Here is a 15,501-nt window from a genome sequence, read left to right on the forward strand (position 1 = left end):
TATGACCCTAGCTAATAGCACTGCTCATACCACAGCGAAGTCCATTTCACTCCTCGCTATGGATACATCAACGGAAGGTTGTTCGGTCGCCTTGTTACAACAGCAAGCACCTGCCTCAACAGTGACAGCGGATTTTATCCTCAGTCCACGAGAGCATACCCAGCGAATTTTACCTATGGTCGACACCATTTTGGCTCAAGGTAAGGCAAGCCTGGGGGAGATGAACGCTTTAGTTTATGGCCGCGGTCCTGGCAGTTTTACTGGGGTGCGTATTGGCATCGGTATTGCCCAAGGGTTAGCGTTTGGTGCAGATATCCCCATGATAGGTATTTCAACGCTTCAAGCCATGGCGCAGCAAGCCCATGCTCAATCGGGGGCCACGCGTGTACTGGCGGCAATTGATGCGCGTATGGGGGAAGTATATTGGGGCGAATATCAATGTGGCGAAAATGGCATCATGATGTTAGCAGGTGAAGAGCAAGTCGCCTCGCCAAGTGCCGTCATTGAACAATACCGAGGGCAAACATTTGATTTTGCAGCGGTGGGCACCGGCTGGCAAGCATACCCTGAATTGGCTACGGCGTTTGCGGTGACTGATGAGGTGACAGTGCGCTTTCCGAGTGCCGAATTTATGTTGCCCGCAGCCTTGGAACATTTCTTGAATGGTGAAACCGTGGCGGCCGAGCAAGCAACGCCTGTTTACTTACGCGATAAGGTAACATGGAAAAAACTGCCGGGTCGTGAGTAGCCATTTAGTCCTAGAATTTGAACTAGGGCATTAAACAGCGACTAGTGCTTTTAGCTGCAACTGGCTATAATTTTCTCTAATTGTGTTATTTCAGATAAGCTGAGATTGTTTGGCGAATGATTAATCAAGTTACTCATAACATAGACACCATTAGCTCGGGCTATCAACGCCCCAAAGCTAAGAGCAATGTTGTCTCTGCGCCTGCGCAAACCGAGCAAGCCATCGCGACGCGTCAAACTCAGCTATCTCATCGTGATATGGAAACCGTTAAATTGGCTTATGACAAGCCAGATGGCCGCAACAACAAAGCCCTTGCGTCTTATCAAGATATCGAAAAAGCGCAAATGCGGGAACAAATCTCACAAACCTTTGGCATTGATCTTTACGCTTAATGCCTGATTCTTTGCCCGTTTTCGGCAGCACTCCTGTTTCATTTCGTTTAAGTCATGGTCTGGTTAGGGGCCTGTCCTTGGGTGAGCCTGATAGCCCCATTGTTTTATGTTTGCATGGTTGGCTCGATAATACGGGCAGTTTTATGCCCTTGCTAAAAAGCTTTAGCGAGTTTGGCTTAAGCCAACACTATCACTTTATCGCCATCGACTTTCCCGGTCACGGCCAATCTGAACATCGCGCTGGCATGTATCATTTTGCCGATTGGGTAGACGATGTGTATCAAATACTGACGCAACTTGGCCCGCGTCCTGTTATCTTACTCGGCCATTCCCTTGGTGCGCTGGTGGCCAGTTGTGTGGCGGCTGCATTTGCCGAAAAAGTGGCGGCGCTAATCATGATCGAAGGGGCGGGGCCTCTTACTCAAAGTAGCAGCACGACGACCTCGCATTTGCGCCAAGCTATCTTGTCACGTCATAAACCTGTGGTGCAAAAGCCCCGGTCATTTGCGCAATTACAACAAGCCAAAGCAAAGGCGCTAGGACTTAGCTTTGAAGATGTTGCAGCCATTGTGAGTCGCGGCACCAAGCCATGGCAGCAAGGTATGATCTGGTCCCACGACGCTAAGCTAACTTGGTTGTCGCCGGTGCGCTTTGCCGAGCAGCAAGCACAGCAGATTATTAAAGACATTCAATGCCCCACGTTAGTGCTATTAGGTAAGCAAGGTTATGACCAAATTAAACAGCAATTAACCCAGCGTTCCTCCTTGTTTCATCGACTCACTCAGCTGACTTTAACAGGCAACCATCACCTGCATTTACAAAATAACCCGCAAGTTGCAGCGGCAATAAAAGAATTTTTGGTTACACTTTAAATTGTTAGCCACAAGTGATTGGTAAAGTTGACGAACCTTCTTATACTTCAGCCATTCTTAAAACAGCGACTTGCGAAAAAGGACGCCGATATGGAAAAAATTTGGCTAAAGCGTTACCCAAATGATGTAGCGCCGGAAATAGACGTAGACCAATACGACTCAGTGGTCGATTTGTTAGAAGAGAGTGTAAACAAATACCCAGATCAAGCCGCCTACATCAACATGGGGCAGGCCATGACCTATCGCCGCCTTGAAGAGCTATCGAGAAATTTTGCGGCATATTTGCAAGAAGAGCTCAAGCTCAGCAAGGGTGATCGCGTGGCCATCATGATGCCAAACTTATTGCAATATCCTATCGCCATGTTTGGTGTATTGCGTGCAGGCATGGCGGTGGTGAACGTCAATCCCCTTTATACCCCGCGTGAGTTAAAGCATCAGTTGACCGATTCTGGCGCCAAAGCCATAGTGATAGTGTCAAATTTTGCCCATACCTTAGAAAAAGTGGTTCACGACACCCCAGTTGAGCATGTGATCTTGACTCGACTTGGCGATCAGCTAAACCCGATCAAGGGCACCTTAGTGAACTTTGTGGTCAAATACGTGAAAAAAATGGTGCCAAAATACCATTTACCCAATGCCAATTCTTTTCGCCACGCGCTAAAAAAAGGGCAATACCTGCAATACGTTAAGCCTAAGATCAAAGCCGATGATTTGGCCTTTTTGCAATACACTGGTGGTACAACAGGCTTGTCTAAAGGCGCTATGTTAACCAATCGCAATATCATAGCAAACCTACTGCAAGCCCTTGGCGCGTATGGCCCAGTGCTAAAAGAAGGTAAAGAAATCATAGTGACCGCGCTGCCCCTTTATCATATTTTTGCGTTAACGGTGAACTGTTTATTATTTATGCGCTTGGGTGCGACTAACTTACTCATCACCAATCCGCGTGATATTCCAGGCTTTGTTAAAGAGCTTGCCTCTGTGCCTTATACCGCGTTAACCGGGGTCAATACCTTGTTTAACGCGCTGGCCAACAATGACGATTTTAAACAGCTTGATTTTAGTTCGCTGCGCTTAACCATAGGCGGCGGCATGGCGGTGCAACAAGCGGTTGCTGAACAATGGCAGAGCATTACGGGTTGTCGGTTATTAGAAGGCTATGGCTTAACCGAATGTGCCCCCTTGGTGACGGTCAATCCCTACGATTTAGACGGCTATAACCACAGTATCGGTTTACCTATGCCGTCGACCGAGGTGCGCTTTGTTGATGACAATGGCGAGCCTGTTGCATCAGGCGAAGTGGGCGAGATGCAAGTGCGCGGACCGCAAGTGATGGCCGGCTATTGGGGCAAGGAAACCACCCCTGAGATAAATGAACAAGGCTGGCTAAGTACGGGCGATATTGCGCGCATGGATGACCAAGGCTTCATCTACATTGTGGATCGCAAAAAAGACATGATTCTGGTTTCTGGGTTTAACGTTTACCCTAATGAAGTCGAAGACGTGGTTGCCCGCCATCCAAAAGTATTGGAAGTCGCCGCCATTGGTGTGCCCAATAAAGAATGCGGCGAAGCGGTCAAAGTGTTTGTGGTGAAAAAAGAGGCATCCCTTCAGGAAGACGAATTAATTCTATTTTGTCGCAAAGAGTTGACTGCCTATAAGGTACCAAAACTGATAGAATTTAGGGACGAACTTCCTAAAACCAATGTCGGTAAGATTTTAAGACGGGTATTAAGGGAAGAAGAATTAGCTAAACTGGCGCCAGCTGACCATCCAGCATAAGTAACGAGATATCAACTTGTGCAACTTAGGATCGTGGCCGCGTCAGCGGTCATGAGAGTGCCAATTTGAATTTCACATTTATTAATAGCCAGCCTGAGTTACAGCAATTATGTGCTGGCTTATCCAACGAATTACTCGCCCTAGACACAGAGTTTGTGAGAACTCGCACCTTTTACGCCAACCTTGGCTTGTTACAGCTGGCTCATCAGGGAAAGTACTATTTAATTGATCCGCTAGCCGTGGGCGACCTGAGCCCGTTTTGGCAACAATTATCCAGTAAAACAAGCCTTTGGCATTCATTTGGTGAAGATCTTGAGATCGTTCTCAATCACAAAGGCGATTTGACCGGTGAATACCTAGATACCCAAGTCGCTTGTGCCTTTCTTAATATGGGGCACTCTTTAGGCTATGCTGCCATGGTAGAGCAGTTAACCGGCGTGGTACTTGATAAAGGCGAAGCCAGAACCGATTGGTTAGCCAGACCGCTACAGCCAGCCCAGCTTGATTACGCCATTAAAGACGTGGTGTATTTGCAGCAATGCTATGAGCAACTTGCTCAGAAGTTGGAGCAAAAAGGCATGACCGCTTTTTTTAAACAAGAATGTCAGAATCTAGTTGAAAAGAGACTGCAAAAGGTGGAGCCGGATGCCTTGTATCTAGACATAAAAAATGCCGCTAAGCTCAATCGGCGTAGCCTGGCTATTTTAAAACCCCTTGCCAGCTGGCGATTCCAAACGGCGCAAAATCGTAACTATGCCCTTAATTTTGTGGTGAAAGAGGCTCACTTGTGGGAAATTGCCAAACATGCCCCGAAAAGTAAAGCCGAATTAGCTAACATTGGCGTGACAGATCAAGAAATACGTATTCATGGCAACACCATTCTGAAACTAGTTAAACAAGGTTTAGCCGTTTCTTCTGCCGAGTGTCCAGAAAAGATCAAGCCCATCAATGAGTATTCTGGTTACAAAAAAGAATTTAAACGACTTAAAGAAGGGGTGGCCAGCGCCGCGCAGCAATATGATTTGCCTGTTGAACTCATTGCTTCAAAGAAAACCATACATCAATACTTAGCTTGGTTATGGCAATTAAGTGACCAAGATAAAGCTAATGTGAGTAAGCCCGCTTTACTATCAGGTTGGCGTTTTGAATTAATGGCCAAGCATCTTGGCCAATAATAAAGAGAAGTCGTGAATTCAGGACTTCTCTTTATTTACGATTGAACAAAAGCCACTTAAACAGTGGCTTTTATTGACTACTTCTCTTCAGGCAACATCACGTTCAGCTCAAGCACCGACAAATTGCCATTTTTTTGCTCCAACTGCACCGAAACTTGATCCGGTGAAATCTCAACGTACTTACGGATCACTTCAAGTATGTCATTGCGTAACTGTGGTAAATAGTCTGGGGTTGATCGTTGGCCACGCTCATGGGCAACAATGATCTGTAGTCGCTCTTTAGCAAGTTGTGCTGTGTTGTTCTTATTTGATCTAAAGTAATCAAGTAAAGACATGTTATCCTCCAAATATGCGACTCAGTAGCCCTTTCTTTTCTTCTTGAATGAAACGAAAATCACGGTTTTCGCCAAGTAAACGATCAACCGCGTCTTGATAGGCCATGCCGGCATCACTTTCTTTATCAAGGATAACGGGTTCACCCGAGTTAGAGGCTTTTAATACCGCTTGTGATTCTGGGATCACCCCAAGCAGTTTAACAGCCAAAATGTCATTGATGTCATCAACACTGAGCATATCGCCCGAGTTAACGCGTTTAGGTGAGTAGCGGGTGATCAACAGGTGTTCAACGATGGGCTCTAGCCCTTGCTCTGCACGGCGTGATTTACTCGACAGCATACCTATGATGCGGTCAGAGTCACGTACCGATGACACTTCAGGATTAGAAGTAATAATGGCTTCGTCAGCAAAGTACAAGGCCATCATGGCTCCTTTTTCAATACCTGCAGGCGAATCACAAACAATATAGTCAAAGCGCTCTGCTAAATCATTTAACACTTTTTCAACGCCTTCTTTTGTGAGGGCGTCTTTATCCCGGGTTTGCGAAGCCGGAAGTATGTATAAATCTTCTACACGTTTATCTTTAATCAAAGCTTGATTTAAGTTAGCTTCATCATTGATGACGTTAACGAAATCATAAACAACGCGGCGCTCACAGCCCATAATTAAGTCTAAGTTTCTCAGACCAATATCAAAATCCACAATCACGGTTTTTTTACCTGCTAGGGCTAAACCGGTACCGATGGCCGCACTGGTGGTGGTTTTGCCCACACCGCCTTTACCTGATGTGACGACAATAATTCTTGCCATTCGCGATGTTCCTTTCTTTTAATCTAGTCTTGAAATAATAAGTTGATCATTTTCTAAAGAAACCGTTGCAGCTTGTTGCCAGCATGTTTCTTGTAGTGTTTCACTTAATTTATAGTTGCCGTTGATAGAAATAAGTTCTGCTTCTAAGTTACGGCAAAAAATGCGTGCACTGCTATCACCCTTTGCGCCAGCAATGGCTCTGCCGCGTAGATGGCCATAAACATGAATACTACCATCTGCAATCACTTCTGCTCCAGCACTGACCGAGCCAATGATGACTAAGTTTTTATCTTTTGCATATATTTGCTGGCCAGATCTAAGTTGGCCGTGGTGAAATTGAGTGGCCGGTGTTTGCTGATGCTGCACTTTTATCTGGGTTTTTACTTTTGTTTCAATATGAGTCGTTTCCGCTGCTGGGACAACCGGATTCGCGTTGGCCGAAGGCGCGGGCACATCAATGGGAGTGAGGGGGCCAGATTTTAACACTGCTAAGCCGGCTTGGCGTGCGGCTTGTTTGATCTCTTCATTTTGGCTACCTGTAATGCCCACCAACACAAACTGCTGACTTTTGAGCACTTCTGCTAAACCTAGGAAGTCGATTTCTTGCTCACATTGGCTGACATTAATCACAATCGGTGCACCACTGAAAAAGGCGGGTGCTTGTTGAACTTTATCGAATAATGCTTGTTGTACAGATGAGAGGTCATTATTAATAAGCGACAACACAAAAAGGGTAAAATTGGAGCCTTTTAATTCAATGTTATTTTCGGCCATACCGTGGCGAGTTCCTATAAATAAAAAATCGTACAATTCTATTATTTGCCTAATGTTCGTCATGTTATAGTCTGTGCTTACGTTAGGCAAGGAATCACCGAGAAGCATCTTATGTTGTGTGCGATATATAAAAGTTTAAAGAAAGACGAAACCTATTTGTATTTGGCGAAGAAAGACGATTTCTCTCGTGTGCCTGAAGCCTTGATGACGATGTTTGGTAAGCCTCAATTGGCTTTAGTCATTAATCTAGCTCAGAAAAAGCAACTGGTTCGAGCTGATATCGATAAAGTAAAAAAAGCCTTAGATGAAGATGGATTTTTTCTTCAATTACCTCCTCCTCCGATTAACTATTTAGAGCAACATAAAGCTCAGCAGAAAAAGGATATTGACTAAACTATGCGCGCGATGATGTTAACTAGCTTGTTCTGGTCTGCGGCCATTTTTGCACAATCTCCGGCTAAACCCGACTACAATACTTACCTTCAGGGCATCAAAAGCCAGGCCGTGGAGCAAGGTATCAGTCAAGCCACCGTCGATAAGGCCCTTTCTCAAGCAACCTTTATTGAGAGAGCCGTTAAACTCGACAAGTCTCAACCTGAATTTAAACTCACCTTAGATACCTATTTACCCAAAGCCGTGCCTAAGTGGAAAATTAAACAAGCACGCGATTTATACAAAAAGCATTTACCTGAGCTAACCGAAATCGGTGAAATGTATGGCGTGCAGCCGCGTTTTATCGTGGCGCTATGGGGCATAGAAACGAACTTTGGCGGTTATACAGGTAACTTTGACGTGGTGTCGGCACTGGCTACATTAGCGTATGATGGCCGCCGCGAAGCCTTTTTCAAAGAGCAATTGTTTGCTGCTCTGCAAATTCTTGATGAAGGCCATATCAGTTTAGATAAAATGAAAGGCTCTTGGGCGGGCGCCATGGGGCAATGTCAGTTTATGCCAACGTCATTTTTAACTTTTGCTGTTGATCATGATGGCGATGGTCGTAAAGATATTTGGCAAACTAAAGTGGATGTATTTGCTTCGGCTGCCAACTACCTAAAACAATCGGGCTGGAATGATGACTTAACTTGGGGTCGCCAAGTGCAAGTCCCAGCAAATCTTGATTTATCGATTACGGGCTTAAAGCAACCGCAAAAAACACTGGCGCAGTGGCAAGCCATGGGCGTGCGTAAAACCGATGGTTCGGATTTGCCTACCCGTGATATTTCAGCTTGGTTAGTGTTACCGGATGATAAAGACGGTCGCGCCTATTTGGCCTATGACAATTACGCCACCTTAATGAAATGGAATCGCTCGAACTACTTCGTCGCTGCTGTAGGCACACTAGCCGATAGCATTGCCTACCCGCCGATTAAGTAGTGTATAATCAGCTTCAGTGAGTGACAAGGTGTGCTTAGCACACCTTTTTTTTGAGTGATGTGATGACCAAAAGAATCAATATAAAACAGATAACGAGCCCATTTTGGCAAGAGAAAACCCTAGCCAAGATGACCGCGCAAGAGTGGGAGCTACTTTGTGACGGCTGCGGCAAATGCTGTTTAAGTAAACTGATTGATGATGACACCGACGAGCTGCATTACACCAATGTTGCCTGTAAGTTGTTGAATACCAAAAGCTGCCAATGTAAAAAATACGACAAGCGTTTTAAACATGTGCCCGATTGCATCAAGGTATCTCTTGATAACATTGACCAATTTCAATATTTACCGGGAAGCTGCGCCTATCGCCGTTTAGCCGAAGGCAAACCATTGCCCGAATGGCACCCCTTACTCACCGGCAGCACCAGTGCCATGCACGCAGGCGGCCACTCAGTACGCGGCAAGGTGATCACGGAATTTGACGAAATAGACCTACAAGATCATATCGCCACTTGGCCGACGCAGTGATCTGAAATCGAGTGGGAGCCGCAGTTATGCGGCGATAGCATTAAGACCAAATCGCACCATGGCTGGTGCTCCCACGAGCGAACATAGCTTCAACTCATTGAAATAACATTATTTATCGAGGTTTAAAAACTACTTATAAGGGTTTGCTTCTGGGTCGGGGTGAGGTATATATGGCGCATTTGAGCCATGTTAGCCATAGCCTCAATATTGCAGGATCTTATCTCTCGCCGTTGCCCCCTCCATGAATTGACTATTTCATGATGATTTGTTTTTATTTGTATCATTGAAACAAAGCAAGGTAAAACGATGAAGGTGATGACATTACTATTGGCTGTGCTGTTGGCCCAGCCAGTATTGGCCAATGAGTACCGTGACTATAAGCAACAGACTAGGGTGTTACTCAAAGAAAAAAAGCTTGAACAAGCAGCAGAGCTGGGTTGGCAAGCTAATAAAGTTGCAAAATCACAGTTTAAAAAGGCGGGATCAGGCTGGGACCCCTTTAAATTGGGCGATGTCGAAGATTCCTATCTGATGCTAAATCGTATTTATTTTAGCCAAAAAGACTTTATACAGTTAGAACAAGTCTATGCTGATGCGGTTGAATTTTATGCTCAGCTTGAAAACCAAGCCAAAGATCAAGATCAGTACGTGTTTTACATGTCCTACACCAATCATCTTGCCAGCTTAGCAAGCGTCAGCGTCAAAAATGATTCCGGTGAGTTAAATCGAATCAACACGTTAGTGAAAAAAGCTTATTTGGAAGAAAAGAAATACTATGAATTATACCCTGATAACGCGCGAGAAAGTCTAACCAGAACTATGCTGAGGTTCGTTGAAGTGTATATGGATCTTGGGCATCGCAACCAAGCACTAAAATACCTTTCGTTAGCGGGAGAGCACCTTAAGCGCATGGGGGAGCAGTATTTTTGGAAAGACCTCTATATTGCAACCGGAAAACATTTCTTTGAACTCAATGAGTACGAGAAGGTGATTGATTACTATGGGAGCTTGGTTGAGCAAGGCACAGCAAGAAAGCAGTGGCGCGCGAATAGTGAACTGGCTGAAATCATGCTCATTACAGGTCAATCACATTATGAGTTAGGTCGACCAAATAAAGATAAATCGCATTTTGCGCAGGCTAAAAAGCACTTTGATGTGGTACTGCGGATAGAAGAAAAGATGAAAAAAAGTCAGTCACCTGAGCCATGGGGATTAGAAGCGCGAGAAGGCTTAAAAAGACTCGAGCTGTAAAGCTCGATTGATGTCATTAAATGGCTCGGTCACGATAGTCTTGTGGCGCCTTGCTCACTGTTTTCGCAAAACATTCAAGCCAGTGGGGATCTTGCTCAAACAGTGATATTTCAGTTGCACTCAGTAATATGTCCATGTGAGCATCAACATAGCTTTTTGGCGAGTAGTATACGCGAAGTGTGTATTGCTCAAAGGCGTCGCGATATAGGGTATACACCCATGGTACCTCTTTGACTATCCTGAGGTGAGTGTGATTGCTGGGGACAAACTTGGTCTGGGTGTTAGGCGTGTTAGCTTGTGGCGAGGCCAAGCTTAAATCCAACAAACTAAAGCGCATTTCAGCGGGTAAAGCCGCTGGATAAATGGCCTTGTTGTAACCGAAAGGGCTTAAGGTGAGTATGTAGCGCCCTGGTTCCCAAACGCAGAGTTTACAAAGCACTAATACCTCTAACAGATGGTGATACAGCGATGCGTTTTGCTGGCATATCGGCAGTTGAGTTAAGCGCATTATCTCGTTTATCAACTGTAATATGGACTCACTTGTTGAGAGCTGAGTGGGGGAAGCCTCATCAAGGGCATTGATGATTTCAAAGCGCTCATCGCCGCAAAAGTCTTCAAACACAGCGGTGTTTTCTGGGTGATAACAGCAATATAAAGGCGTTGAGCGGGTTGTGGAATTAGACTCCGTATGGGATCCTGATGCCGTTAGAATGATGGTTGCCATCTAAAGCCTTCTCTTAGTTCACTGCCGTTGAGTTAGTGCTGAGATAATATCACTAAGCGCCATGCTAGGTTGGGTGGGTTGACTAGCTTGTGAGTCAGTTTGCAATGTCTCTGGTGACAAAGCATGTAATCAAGGATAAGAGATAAAAGGAAACGGGCTTATGCAAAATACAGATTCAGTCATAGAGCAGGAATTAGCTGTGATAAAGGCCAGTTTAGTCGAGCTGCAAATGATCCATGAACTGCTTAAAACAGAGTGGCAGCCTGGCGCGCCGTATGAGCTTAGCTATATTGATTATCCGCTGGCTTGTATCAAGCGTTATATCGAGCTAGTGGATCATTGCGCATCAGAGCAGATAGCCGCTGAGCAAGGTATTGCTGCCATCTGTGAGGTTATCGAAAGTTTTTCTCGTAATGCCGAGCGCCCGTTTTTTCAAACCCGACACGCACAGCGTATCGATGCTCTCTTTGGCGAGCTATTCGCTGCTAAGGCGAAGTTAAGGTAACCACCCGTTATCTTATCTTGCTAAGGGTAAAACCGTTCGGCCATTCAAACAGCCAGCTTAGTGTCCAGCAGATGCGCCGTGGACACTAAGCTGCTGTATCTACGTTGTAATTAAATCGCCAGTGGCGATTTTAGTACCAACTCAACGCGGCGATTTTTTTGCATATTGCCGTCGCTGTCATTGGCCGCTTTAGGCGCAACGGGACCAACACCAACGGGGTGTAAACGCGACGCGTCAATTTGGTAGTTTTGACTGAGCACTTTAGCGACTTCGGCAGCGCGCTTTTGGGCCAAGGTTTGGTTGTAGTCAAATGCACCTTTATTATCCGTATGACCCACCACATATAGGGTAATGTTTGGCTGCTGCTTAAGAAATTCAGCGATCTCGTTTAACTGTGCCGTAGAGCTTTCTTTAATGGTGTGTTTGTTAAAATCAAATTCAATGCCATATAAAGACACACTGCCTTTTGTGGCTATCTCTTTTGTTAAGCCGTCACTGTCAATATTCAGGTCGGCTTTGCTAACGGACTTTTCCTCAATGATGTCGGCTACAAAGTCTACTTCATATTTACCACTGGTTTGATAACTATACATAGAGGTATAAATCTTACCTTGGGGGGTCTGCTTCTCTGCAGTGAAGAAGTAATAGTGACTCTTTGTACTCATGTTGTAAAAGTCAGCTTTGTGATTTTTGGCAAACACTGTATCTTGCAAATTATCACGGACCAGCATTTTACCGCAGGTGGCGGCGGCGCATTCAAAAATGATCTGAAAGTCATTTTCAACCAAGGCATCCATGTAGTTTTTATGGACGGCGTAGGGGCCAACACGCTTATCAATTTTGTAGTTTAAAGTGGTGACTTTTCCCTCCACCCTTTTGGTCGGGATAGTCTTGTTATAAGGGCCGACAATTAGCGGATAAGACTCAAAGTCATTACGGCTTGACCAAGTTAGAAAACTGCCTGGAAATCGGGTCAGCATAGGATGGTCAGCGGTATTTGGTGCATCTTTTTTTCTGGGGGTTAGCTGTGAAAAGTCGAGAGGTGCAATGGTAAAACTGTTATCCACCTTAACCCCGGCATTAGGCATGGGGGTGCTCGAGACCTGCTCATAGGCAAGCATTAACTCGTCACTTCTTGTTTGCTTGGCAAAAATAATCACGGCATCCGTTTGCTCGCCTGAGGTTTTGAGCGCAGTGAGGTAACCAAATTGATTTTTATTGGTATTGGTATAGCCCACTTTATAGAGGCCATCTTGACGAAAGGTGTCTTCAATCATCGCGCGATACACTTTTGAACTACAATCTTGCGTACAGGCAAGGCTTACCTGATAGCCTGCCACGGTCAGCTTGCTTTTAACTTCACTTAGCCAATGGCTGAAATGTAAGCCGTGTTTGGCATCGATTTCTAGCACATAAGAGGCGTAAGCACCGTGAAGGGTTTGCGTATTACTGCCAGAGTCGTCGGAATGAACCTCAACCGGCACATAGGCATATCGAGTGGTGGCAAGAGATTCACCTTGCTCGTGTTTAGGAATAATAAATTGATCATTATTAGCCAAGGCTAGGCCATTCAGACTAAAAAGAAATAAAGCCGGAAGCAGATAGCGCATACCAAATCCTTATCGATGCATACTTGGCTGGCTAGGGTATCGGGTTGAACGCTGTTTGTCGAGTGAGAAGCGTTATCAATCCAGTATTTCACATATTAAAAGTTGATTTATTGGGGAGTAAATTTTCAGGAAGGGTTGTATATAGGTAAAAAGCATTAAGCTTTTGAAATGAATGTCTAATCGCGGTTTAAAAACCGCTTCTGCTTGGCCCACACAGTGATCTGAAATCGAGTGGGAGCCGCAGTTATGCGGCGATAGCATTAAGACAAAATCGCACCATGACTGGTGCTCCCACGAGAACTTTATATTAATCGCAACATTTTCGGCGGCTGAATTGGCCCAACAAAACCACTAAAAAGATCACGCTATAAATAGCAAAACAAACCACTAACCATTGTGGCATGCTGTAGCCAAAAAATTGCCAAACAATATCGGCGCAATCGCCGGTTGGGTTAAATAGCCAAGGAACCCATTGATGCAGGGGCATCCACTCGGGGAAATTAGGGATAAAATCACAGGTGTAAAAGGGTGAGGGGTTCATTTGATATTCAACATGCTCTAGGGCAAGTTGTAAACCCCAATAAGCACTGACGCCCCAAAGCACAAATGCGGCCCAGCGGGTAACAAAAAAGTCGGGCTTAATCGCACCCAGCAAACCCGTCGCGATGATCCCAAGCATGGCAATGCGTTCATAAATACACATCACACAAGGCTCAAGTTTCATCACGTGTTGGAAATAAAGTGCGGTAAGCTCCAAACAAAAAGCGGAGAAGGCTAAAAGTAACCAAGGCCAACGCTTAGTAGCTAACTCGTTGAGGTACTGCATAAATCTTCGTTCCTTGAAATGTAAAAAACCCAGTAAGTATACTGGGTTTTAGGCGTGTAAAACTATGATCTTTACACCCGCTATACAAAACTCTGTGACTAACGGCGCGATAATGCGCCGTGGTCCACTATTTAGTGAGCCGCGCCAGAATTAATGGCTTCATCAACCGTGTGATGATGGATTAATTCGTTTAGGTATAACCATTCGGTTGAGCCTTCTAAGAAGAACATAATACCAATCATACCTACAATCGCCAGTACGATGGTGTAAGGTAGCGCCATCCAAACCATACGGCCGTATGACAAACGCACTAAAGGTGCGATAGCCGAGGTGAGTAGGAATAGGAAGGCTGCTTGACCGTTTGGTGTGGCCACAGACGGTAAGTTAGTCCCTGTATTGATAGCGACTGCAAGCAAGTCAAATTGATCACGGGTGATTTGACCGTTAATCAAGGCAGCTTTTACTTCGTTAATGTAAATGGTTCCAACAAATACGTTGTCGCTGAGCATAGACAATATGCCATTAGCCACATAGAACAGGGCTAACTGGGACTGACCGTCTTGCATTAATACTGCTTGGATTACCGGCTTGAATAGCTCTTGGTCGATGATCACAGCAACGATAGTGAAAAACACAGCTAAAAGTGCAGTAAACGGCAGGGCTTCTTCAAATGCTTTACCGAGTGCGTGCTCTTCAATAATACCGGTAAATGACGTTGCTAACACGATAACAGATAGACCGATAAGGCCAACCGGCGCAAGGTGTAAAGCGAGACCAATAATTAGCCAGATACCGATAATGCCTTGCACAACCAGTTTAGCGACATCACGCTGGCTCATTTTTGCATCAGCTTGCTTGTCGTAATCGACCATGATTTGGCGAACCGCTGAAGGCAGCTTAGAGCCGTAACCGAACCAACCAAGTTTCTCAACTAGGTAACAGGTTATAAGACCACAGATAAACACAGGCAGGGTAACCGGTGCCATGCGTAGGGCAAATTCAATGAAATCCCAGCTAGCTTGGTCGGCAATGATCAAGTTTTGTGGCTCACCGACTTGAGTACAAACACCACCTAGTGCAGAGCCCACGCCTGCGTGCATTAATAAGCTACGCAGGAAGGCACGAAATTTCTCTAAATCTTCACGTCGTTGATCTTGTAAATTGTTGTCACAGGTGTGGTCATGATCAAGGGCGCTGTTATCTTTGCCCGATGCCACCTTGTGGTAAATGCTGTAAAAGCCAACCGCAACACTGATGACCACGGCGATAACGGTTAACGCATCGAGAAAGGCAGATAAGAAGGCTGCTGCAAAACAGAAAGATAAAGAAAGTAATGCTTTAGATTCAACTTTAATCAACAGTTTAGTGAAAATATAAAGCAATAAGCTCTTCATGAAATAAATACCGGCTACCATAAAGATAAGCAGCAGGATAACCTCAAAGTTGGCGGCTAACTCATGCTCAACTTGTTTCGGGGACGTCATACCGATGACAACGGCTTCGATAGCTAATAAACCGCCTGGCTGAAGGGGATAACACTTTAAAGCCATTGCAAGGGTAAAGATGAACTGACCAACCAGTAGCCAACCAGCTACAAATGGGTCAATTGCAAAGATAATTGGGTTGACTACAAGAAAAGTAATGATGGCCCATTTGTACCACTTCGGCGCGTTACCAAGAAAATTTCGGCAACCAGCAATCAGTAAGTCTGACATTGTTTTAATAACTTCCTTTGTCCAATATAATAATATCGGCTAGCTTATGGGGTATTACATTCATTCCTGGCGGAAATAAT

At 45.1% G+C, this 15,501-nt stretch carries 17 protein-coding genes; 10 read left to right on the forward strand and 7 right to left on the reverse strand.

Features of this window, described 5'->3' with window-relative positions:
- Nucleotide 1: 1 nt before the first annotated feature.
- The 5 genes from tsaB to rnd all read left to right on the forward strand — a co-directional run bounded on the left by tsaB (nt 2) and on the right by rnd (nt 4,969).
- Complete coding sequence (gene tsaB / locus K6Y21_RS10600; protein WP_233071818.1) at nt 2–748, forward strand: tRNA (adenosine(37)-N6)-threonylcarbamoyltransferase complex dimerization subunit type 1 TsaB; 747 nt, start codon at nt 2–4, stop codon at nt 746–748.
- 116 nt (nt 749–864) lie between these two features.
- Nucleotides 865–1,140 carry a hypothetical protein gene (locus K6Y21_RS10605; protein WP_233071819.1) on the forward strand — a complete coding sequence of 92 codons (276 nt, stop codon included), beginning with the start codon at nt 865–867 and terminating at the stop codon, nt 1,138–1,140.
- Nucleotides 1,140–2,012 (forward strand): alpha/beta fold hydrolase, encoded by an 873-nt coding sequence (locus tag K6Y21_RS10610; protein WP_285229737.1) that lies wholly within the window; start codon nt 1,140–1,142, stop codon nt 2,010–2,012. Before K6Y21_RS10605 ends, K6Y21_RS10610 begins: the two co-directional genes overlap by 1 nt.
- Nucleotides 2,013–2,102: 90 nt before the next feature.
- Nucleotides 2,103–3,794, forward strand: coding sequence for a long-chain-fatty-acid--CoA ligase FadD (gene fadD, locus K6Y21_RS10615; RefSeq protein ID WP_233071821.1), 1,692 nt, complete (start codon nt 2,103–2,105; stop codon nt 3,792–3,794).
- A gap of 65 nt (nt 3,795–3,859) precedes the next feature.
- Nucleotides 3,860–4,969 (forward strand): ribonuclease D, encoded by a 1,110-nt coding sequence (gene rnd, locus K6Y21_RS10620; RefSeq protein ID WP_233071822.1) that lies wholly within the window; start codon nt 3,860–3,862, stop codon nt 4,967–4,969.
- Between the two features lie 77 nt (nt 4,970–5,046).
- Here rnd and minE read toward each other — a convergent pair whose 3' ends face one another.
- From minE to minC, 3 genes are read right to left on the reverse strand one after another with little or no spacing between them, the layout of a single operon-like run.
- Nucleotides 5,047–5,304 (reverse strand): cell division topological specificity factor MinE, encoded by a 258-nt coding sequence (gene minE / locus K6Y21_RS10625; protein WP_233071823.1) that lies wholly within the window; start codon nt 5,302–5,304, stop codon nt 5,047–5,049.
- A gap of 1 nt (nt 5,305) precedes the next feature.
- Complete coding sequence (gene minD / locus K6Y21_RS10630) at nt 5,306–6,115, reverse strand: septum site-determining protein MinD (protein WP_233071824.1); 810 nt, start codon at nt 6,113–6,115, stop codon at nt 5,306–5,308.
- Nucleotides 6,116–6,133: 18 nt separating this feature from the next.
- The gene (gene minC / locus K6Y21_RS10635) at nt 6,134–6,889 is read right to left on the reverse strand and encodes a septum site-determining protein MinC (protein WP_233071825.1); all 756 of its coding nucleotides are present in this window, start codon (nt 6,887–6,889) and stop codon (nt 6,134–6,136) included.
- Nucleotides 6,890–7,000: 111 nt separating this feature from the next.
- Here minC and K6Y21_RS10640 point away from each other — a divergent pair, with 111 nt between their 5' ends.
- The 4 genes from K6Y21_RS10640 to K6Y21_RS10655 all read left to right on the forward strand — a co-directional run bounded on the left by K6Y21_RS10640 (nt 7,001) and on the right by K6Y21_RS10655 (nt 10,041).
- Nucleotides 7,001–7,282, forward strand: a complete 282-nt coding sequence (locus K6Y21_RS10640; RefSeq protein WP_233071826.1) for a YcgL domain-containing protein — start codon at nt 7,001–7,003, stop codon at nt 7,280–7,282.
- A 3-nt stretch (nt 7,283–7,285) separates the two neighbouring features.
- Nucleotides 7,286–8,263 (forward strand): lytic murein transglycosylase, encoded by a 978-nt coding sequence (locus K6Y21_RS10645; RefSeq protein WP_233071827.1) that lies wholly within the window; start codon nt 7,286–7,288, stop codon nt 8,261–8,263.
- Nucleotides 8,264–8,325: 62 nt separating this feature from the next.
- A complete protein-coding gene (locus K6Y21_RS10650; protein WP_233071828.1) occupies nt 8,326–8,790 on the forward strand; it encodes a YcgN family cysteine cluster protein in 465 nt (154 codons plus the stop codon).
- A gap of 306 nt (nt 8,791–9,096) precedes the next feature.
- Nucleotides 9,097–10,041, forward strand: a complete 945-nt coding sequence (locus K6Y21_RS10655) for a hypothetical protein (protein WP_233071829.1) — start codon at nt 9,097–9,099, stop codon at nt 10,039–10,041.
- A gap of 16 nt (nt 10,042–10,057) precedes the next feature.
- On the opposite strand, the gene K6Y21_RS10660 is transcribed toward K6Y21_RS10655, so the two are convergent.
- On the reverse strand, nt 10,058–10,765 hold the full coding sequence (locus K6Y21_RS10660) for a hypothetical protein (protein WP_233071830.1): 708 nt from the start codon (nt 10,763–10,765) through the stop codon (nt 10,058–10,060).
- 160 nt (nt 10,766–10,925) lie between these two features.
- Between K6Y21_RS10660 and K6Y21_RS10665 the strand changes: the two genes are divergently transcribed.
- Nucleotides 10,926–11,270, forward strand: a complete 345-nt coding sequence (locus tag K6Y21_RS10665; protein WP_233071831.1) for a hypothetical protein — start codon at nt 10,926–10,928, stop codon at nt 11,268–11,270.
- A 110-nt stretch (nt 11,271–11,380) separates the two neighbouring features.
- On the opposite strand, the gene K6Y21_RS10670 is transcribed toward K6Y21_RS10665, so the two are convergent.
- The 3 genes from K6Y21_RS10670 to nhaB form a co-directional block, all read right to left on the reverse strand.
- Complete coding sequence (locus K6Y21_RS10670; protein WP_233071832.1) at nt 11,381–12,880, reverse strand: OmpA family protein; 1,500 nt, start codon at nt 12,878–12,880, stop codon at nt 11,381–11,383.
- 307 nt (nt 12,881–13,187) lie between these two features.
- Nucleotides 13,188–13,706 carry a disulfide bond formation protein DsbB gene (dsbB, locus tag K6Y21_RS10675; RefSeq protein ID WP_233071833.1) on the reverse strand — a complete coding sequence of 173 codons (519 nt, stop codon included), beginning with the start codon at nt 13,704–13,706 and terminating at the stop codon, nt 13,188–13,190.
- Nucleotides 13,707–13,837: 131 nt separating this feature from the next.
- Entirely contained in the window at nt 13,838–15,421 is a 1,584-nt protein-coding gene (gene nhaB / locus K6Y21_RS10680; RefSeq protein ID WP_233071834.1) for a Na(+)/H(+) antiporter NhaB, read from the reverse strand.
- Nucleotides 15,422–15,501 lie beyond the last annotated feature (80 nt).

Source organism: Motilimonas eburnea, from assembly GCF_021295345.1.
GTDB lineage: Bacteria > Pseudomonadota > Gammaproteobacteria > Enterobacterales > CBDFNC01 > Motilimonas > Motilimonas eburnea.

What these genes read in the sequence shown, in the direction of transcription:
- tsaB (WP_233071818.1), top strand. Translation starts at nt 2, where the DNA reads ATGACCCTAGCTAATAGCACTGCTCATACCACAGCGAAGTCCATTTCA.
- K6Y21_RS10605 (WP_233071819.1), top strand. Translation starts at nt 865, where the DNA reads ATGATTAATCAAGTTACTCATAACATAGACACCATTAGCTCGGGCTAT.
- K6Y21_RS10610 (WP_285229737.1), top strand. Translation starts at nt 1,140, where the DNA reads ATGCCTGATTCTTTGCCCGTTTTCGGCAGCACTCCTGTTTCATTTCGT.
- fadD (WP_233071821.1), top strand. Translation starts at nt 2,103, where the DNA reads ATGGAAAAAATTTGGCTAAAGCGTTACCCAAATGATGTAGCGCCGGAA.
- minE (WP_233071823.1), bottom strand. Translation starts at nt 5,304, where the DNA reads ATGTCTTTACTTGATTACTTTAGATCAAATAAGAACAACACAGCACAA.
- minD (WP_233071824.1), bottom strand. Translation starts at nt 6,115, where the DNA reads ATGGCAAGAATTATTGTCGTCACATCAGGTAAAGGCGGTGTGGGCAAA.
- minC (WP_233071825.1), bottom strand. Translation starts at nt 6,889, where the DNA reads ATGGCCGAAAATAACATTGAATTAAAAGGCTCCAATTTTACCCTTTTT.
- K6Y21_RS10640 (WP_233071826.1), top strand. Translation starts at nt 7,001, where the DNA reads ATGTTGTGTGCGATATATAAAAGTTTAAAGAAAGACGAAACCTATTTG.
- K6Y21_RS10645 (WP_233071827.1), top strand. Translation starts at nt 7,286, where the DNA reads ATGCGCGCGATGATGTTAACTAGCTTGTTCTGGTCTGCGGCCATTTTT.
- K6Y21_RS10650 (WP_233071828.1), top strand. Translation starts at nt 8,326, where the DNA reads ATGACCAAAAGAATCAATATAAAACAGATAACGAGCCCATTTTGGCAA.
- K6Y21_RS10655 (WP_233071829.1), top strand. Translation starts at nt 9,097, where the DNA reads ATGAAGGTGATGACATTACTATTGGCTGTGCTGTTGGCCCAGCCAGTA.
- K6Y21_RS10660 (WP_233071830.1), bottom strand. Translation starts at nt 10,765, where the DNA reads ATGGCAACCATCATTCTAACGGCATCAGGATCCCATACGGAGTCTAAT.
- K6Y21_RS10665 (WP_233071831.1), top strand. Translation starts at nt 10,926, where the DNA reads ATGCAAAATACAGATTCAGTCATAGAGCAGGAATTAGCTGTGATAAAG.
- K6Y21_RS10670 (WP_233071832.1), bottom strand. Translation starts at nt 12,880, where the DNA reads ATGCGCTATCTGCTTCCGGCTTTATTTCTTTTTAGTCTGAATGGCCTA.
- dsbB (WP_233071833.1), bottom strand. Translation starts at nt 13,706, where the DNA reads ATGCAGTACCTCAACGAGTTAGCTACTAAGCGTTGGCCTTGGTTACTT.
- nhaB (WP_233071834.1), bottom strand. Translation starts at nt 15,421, where the DNA reads ATGTCAGACTTACTGATTGCTGGTTGCCGAAATTTTCTTGGTAACGCG.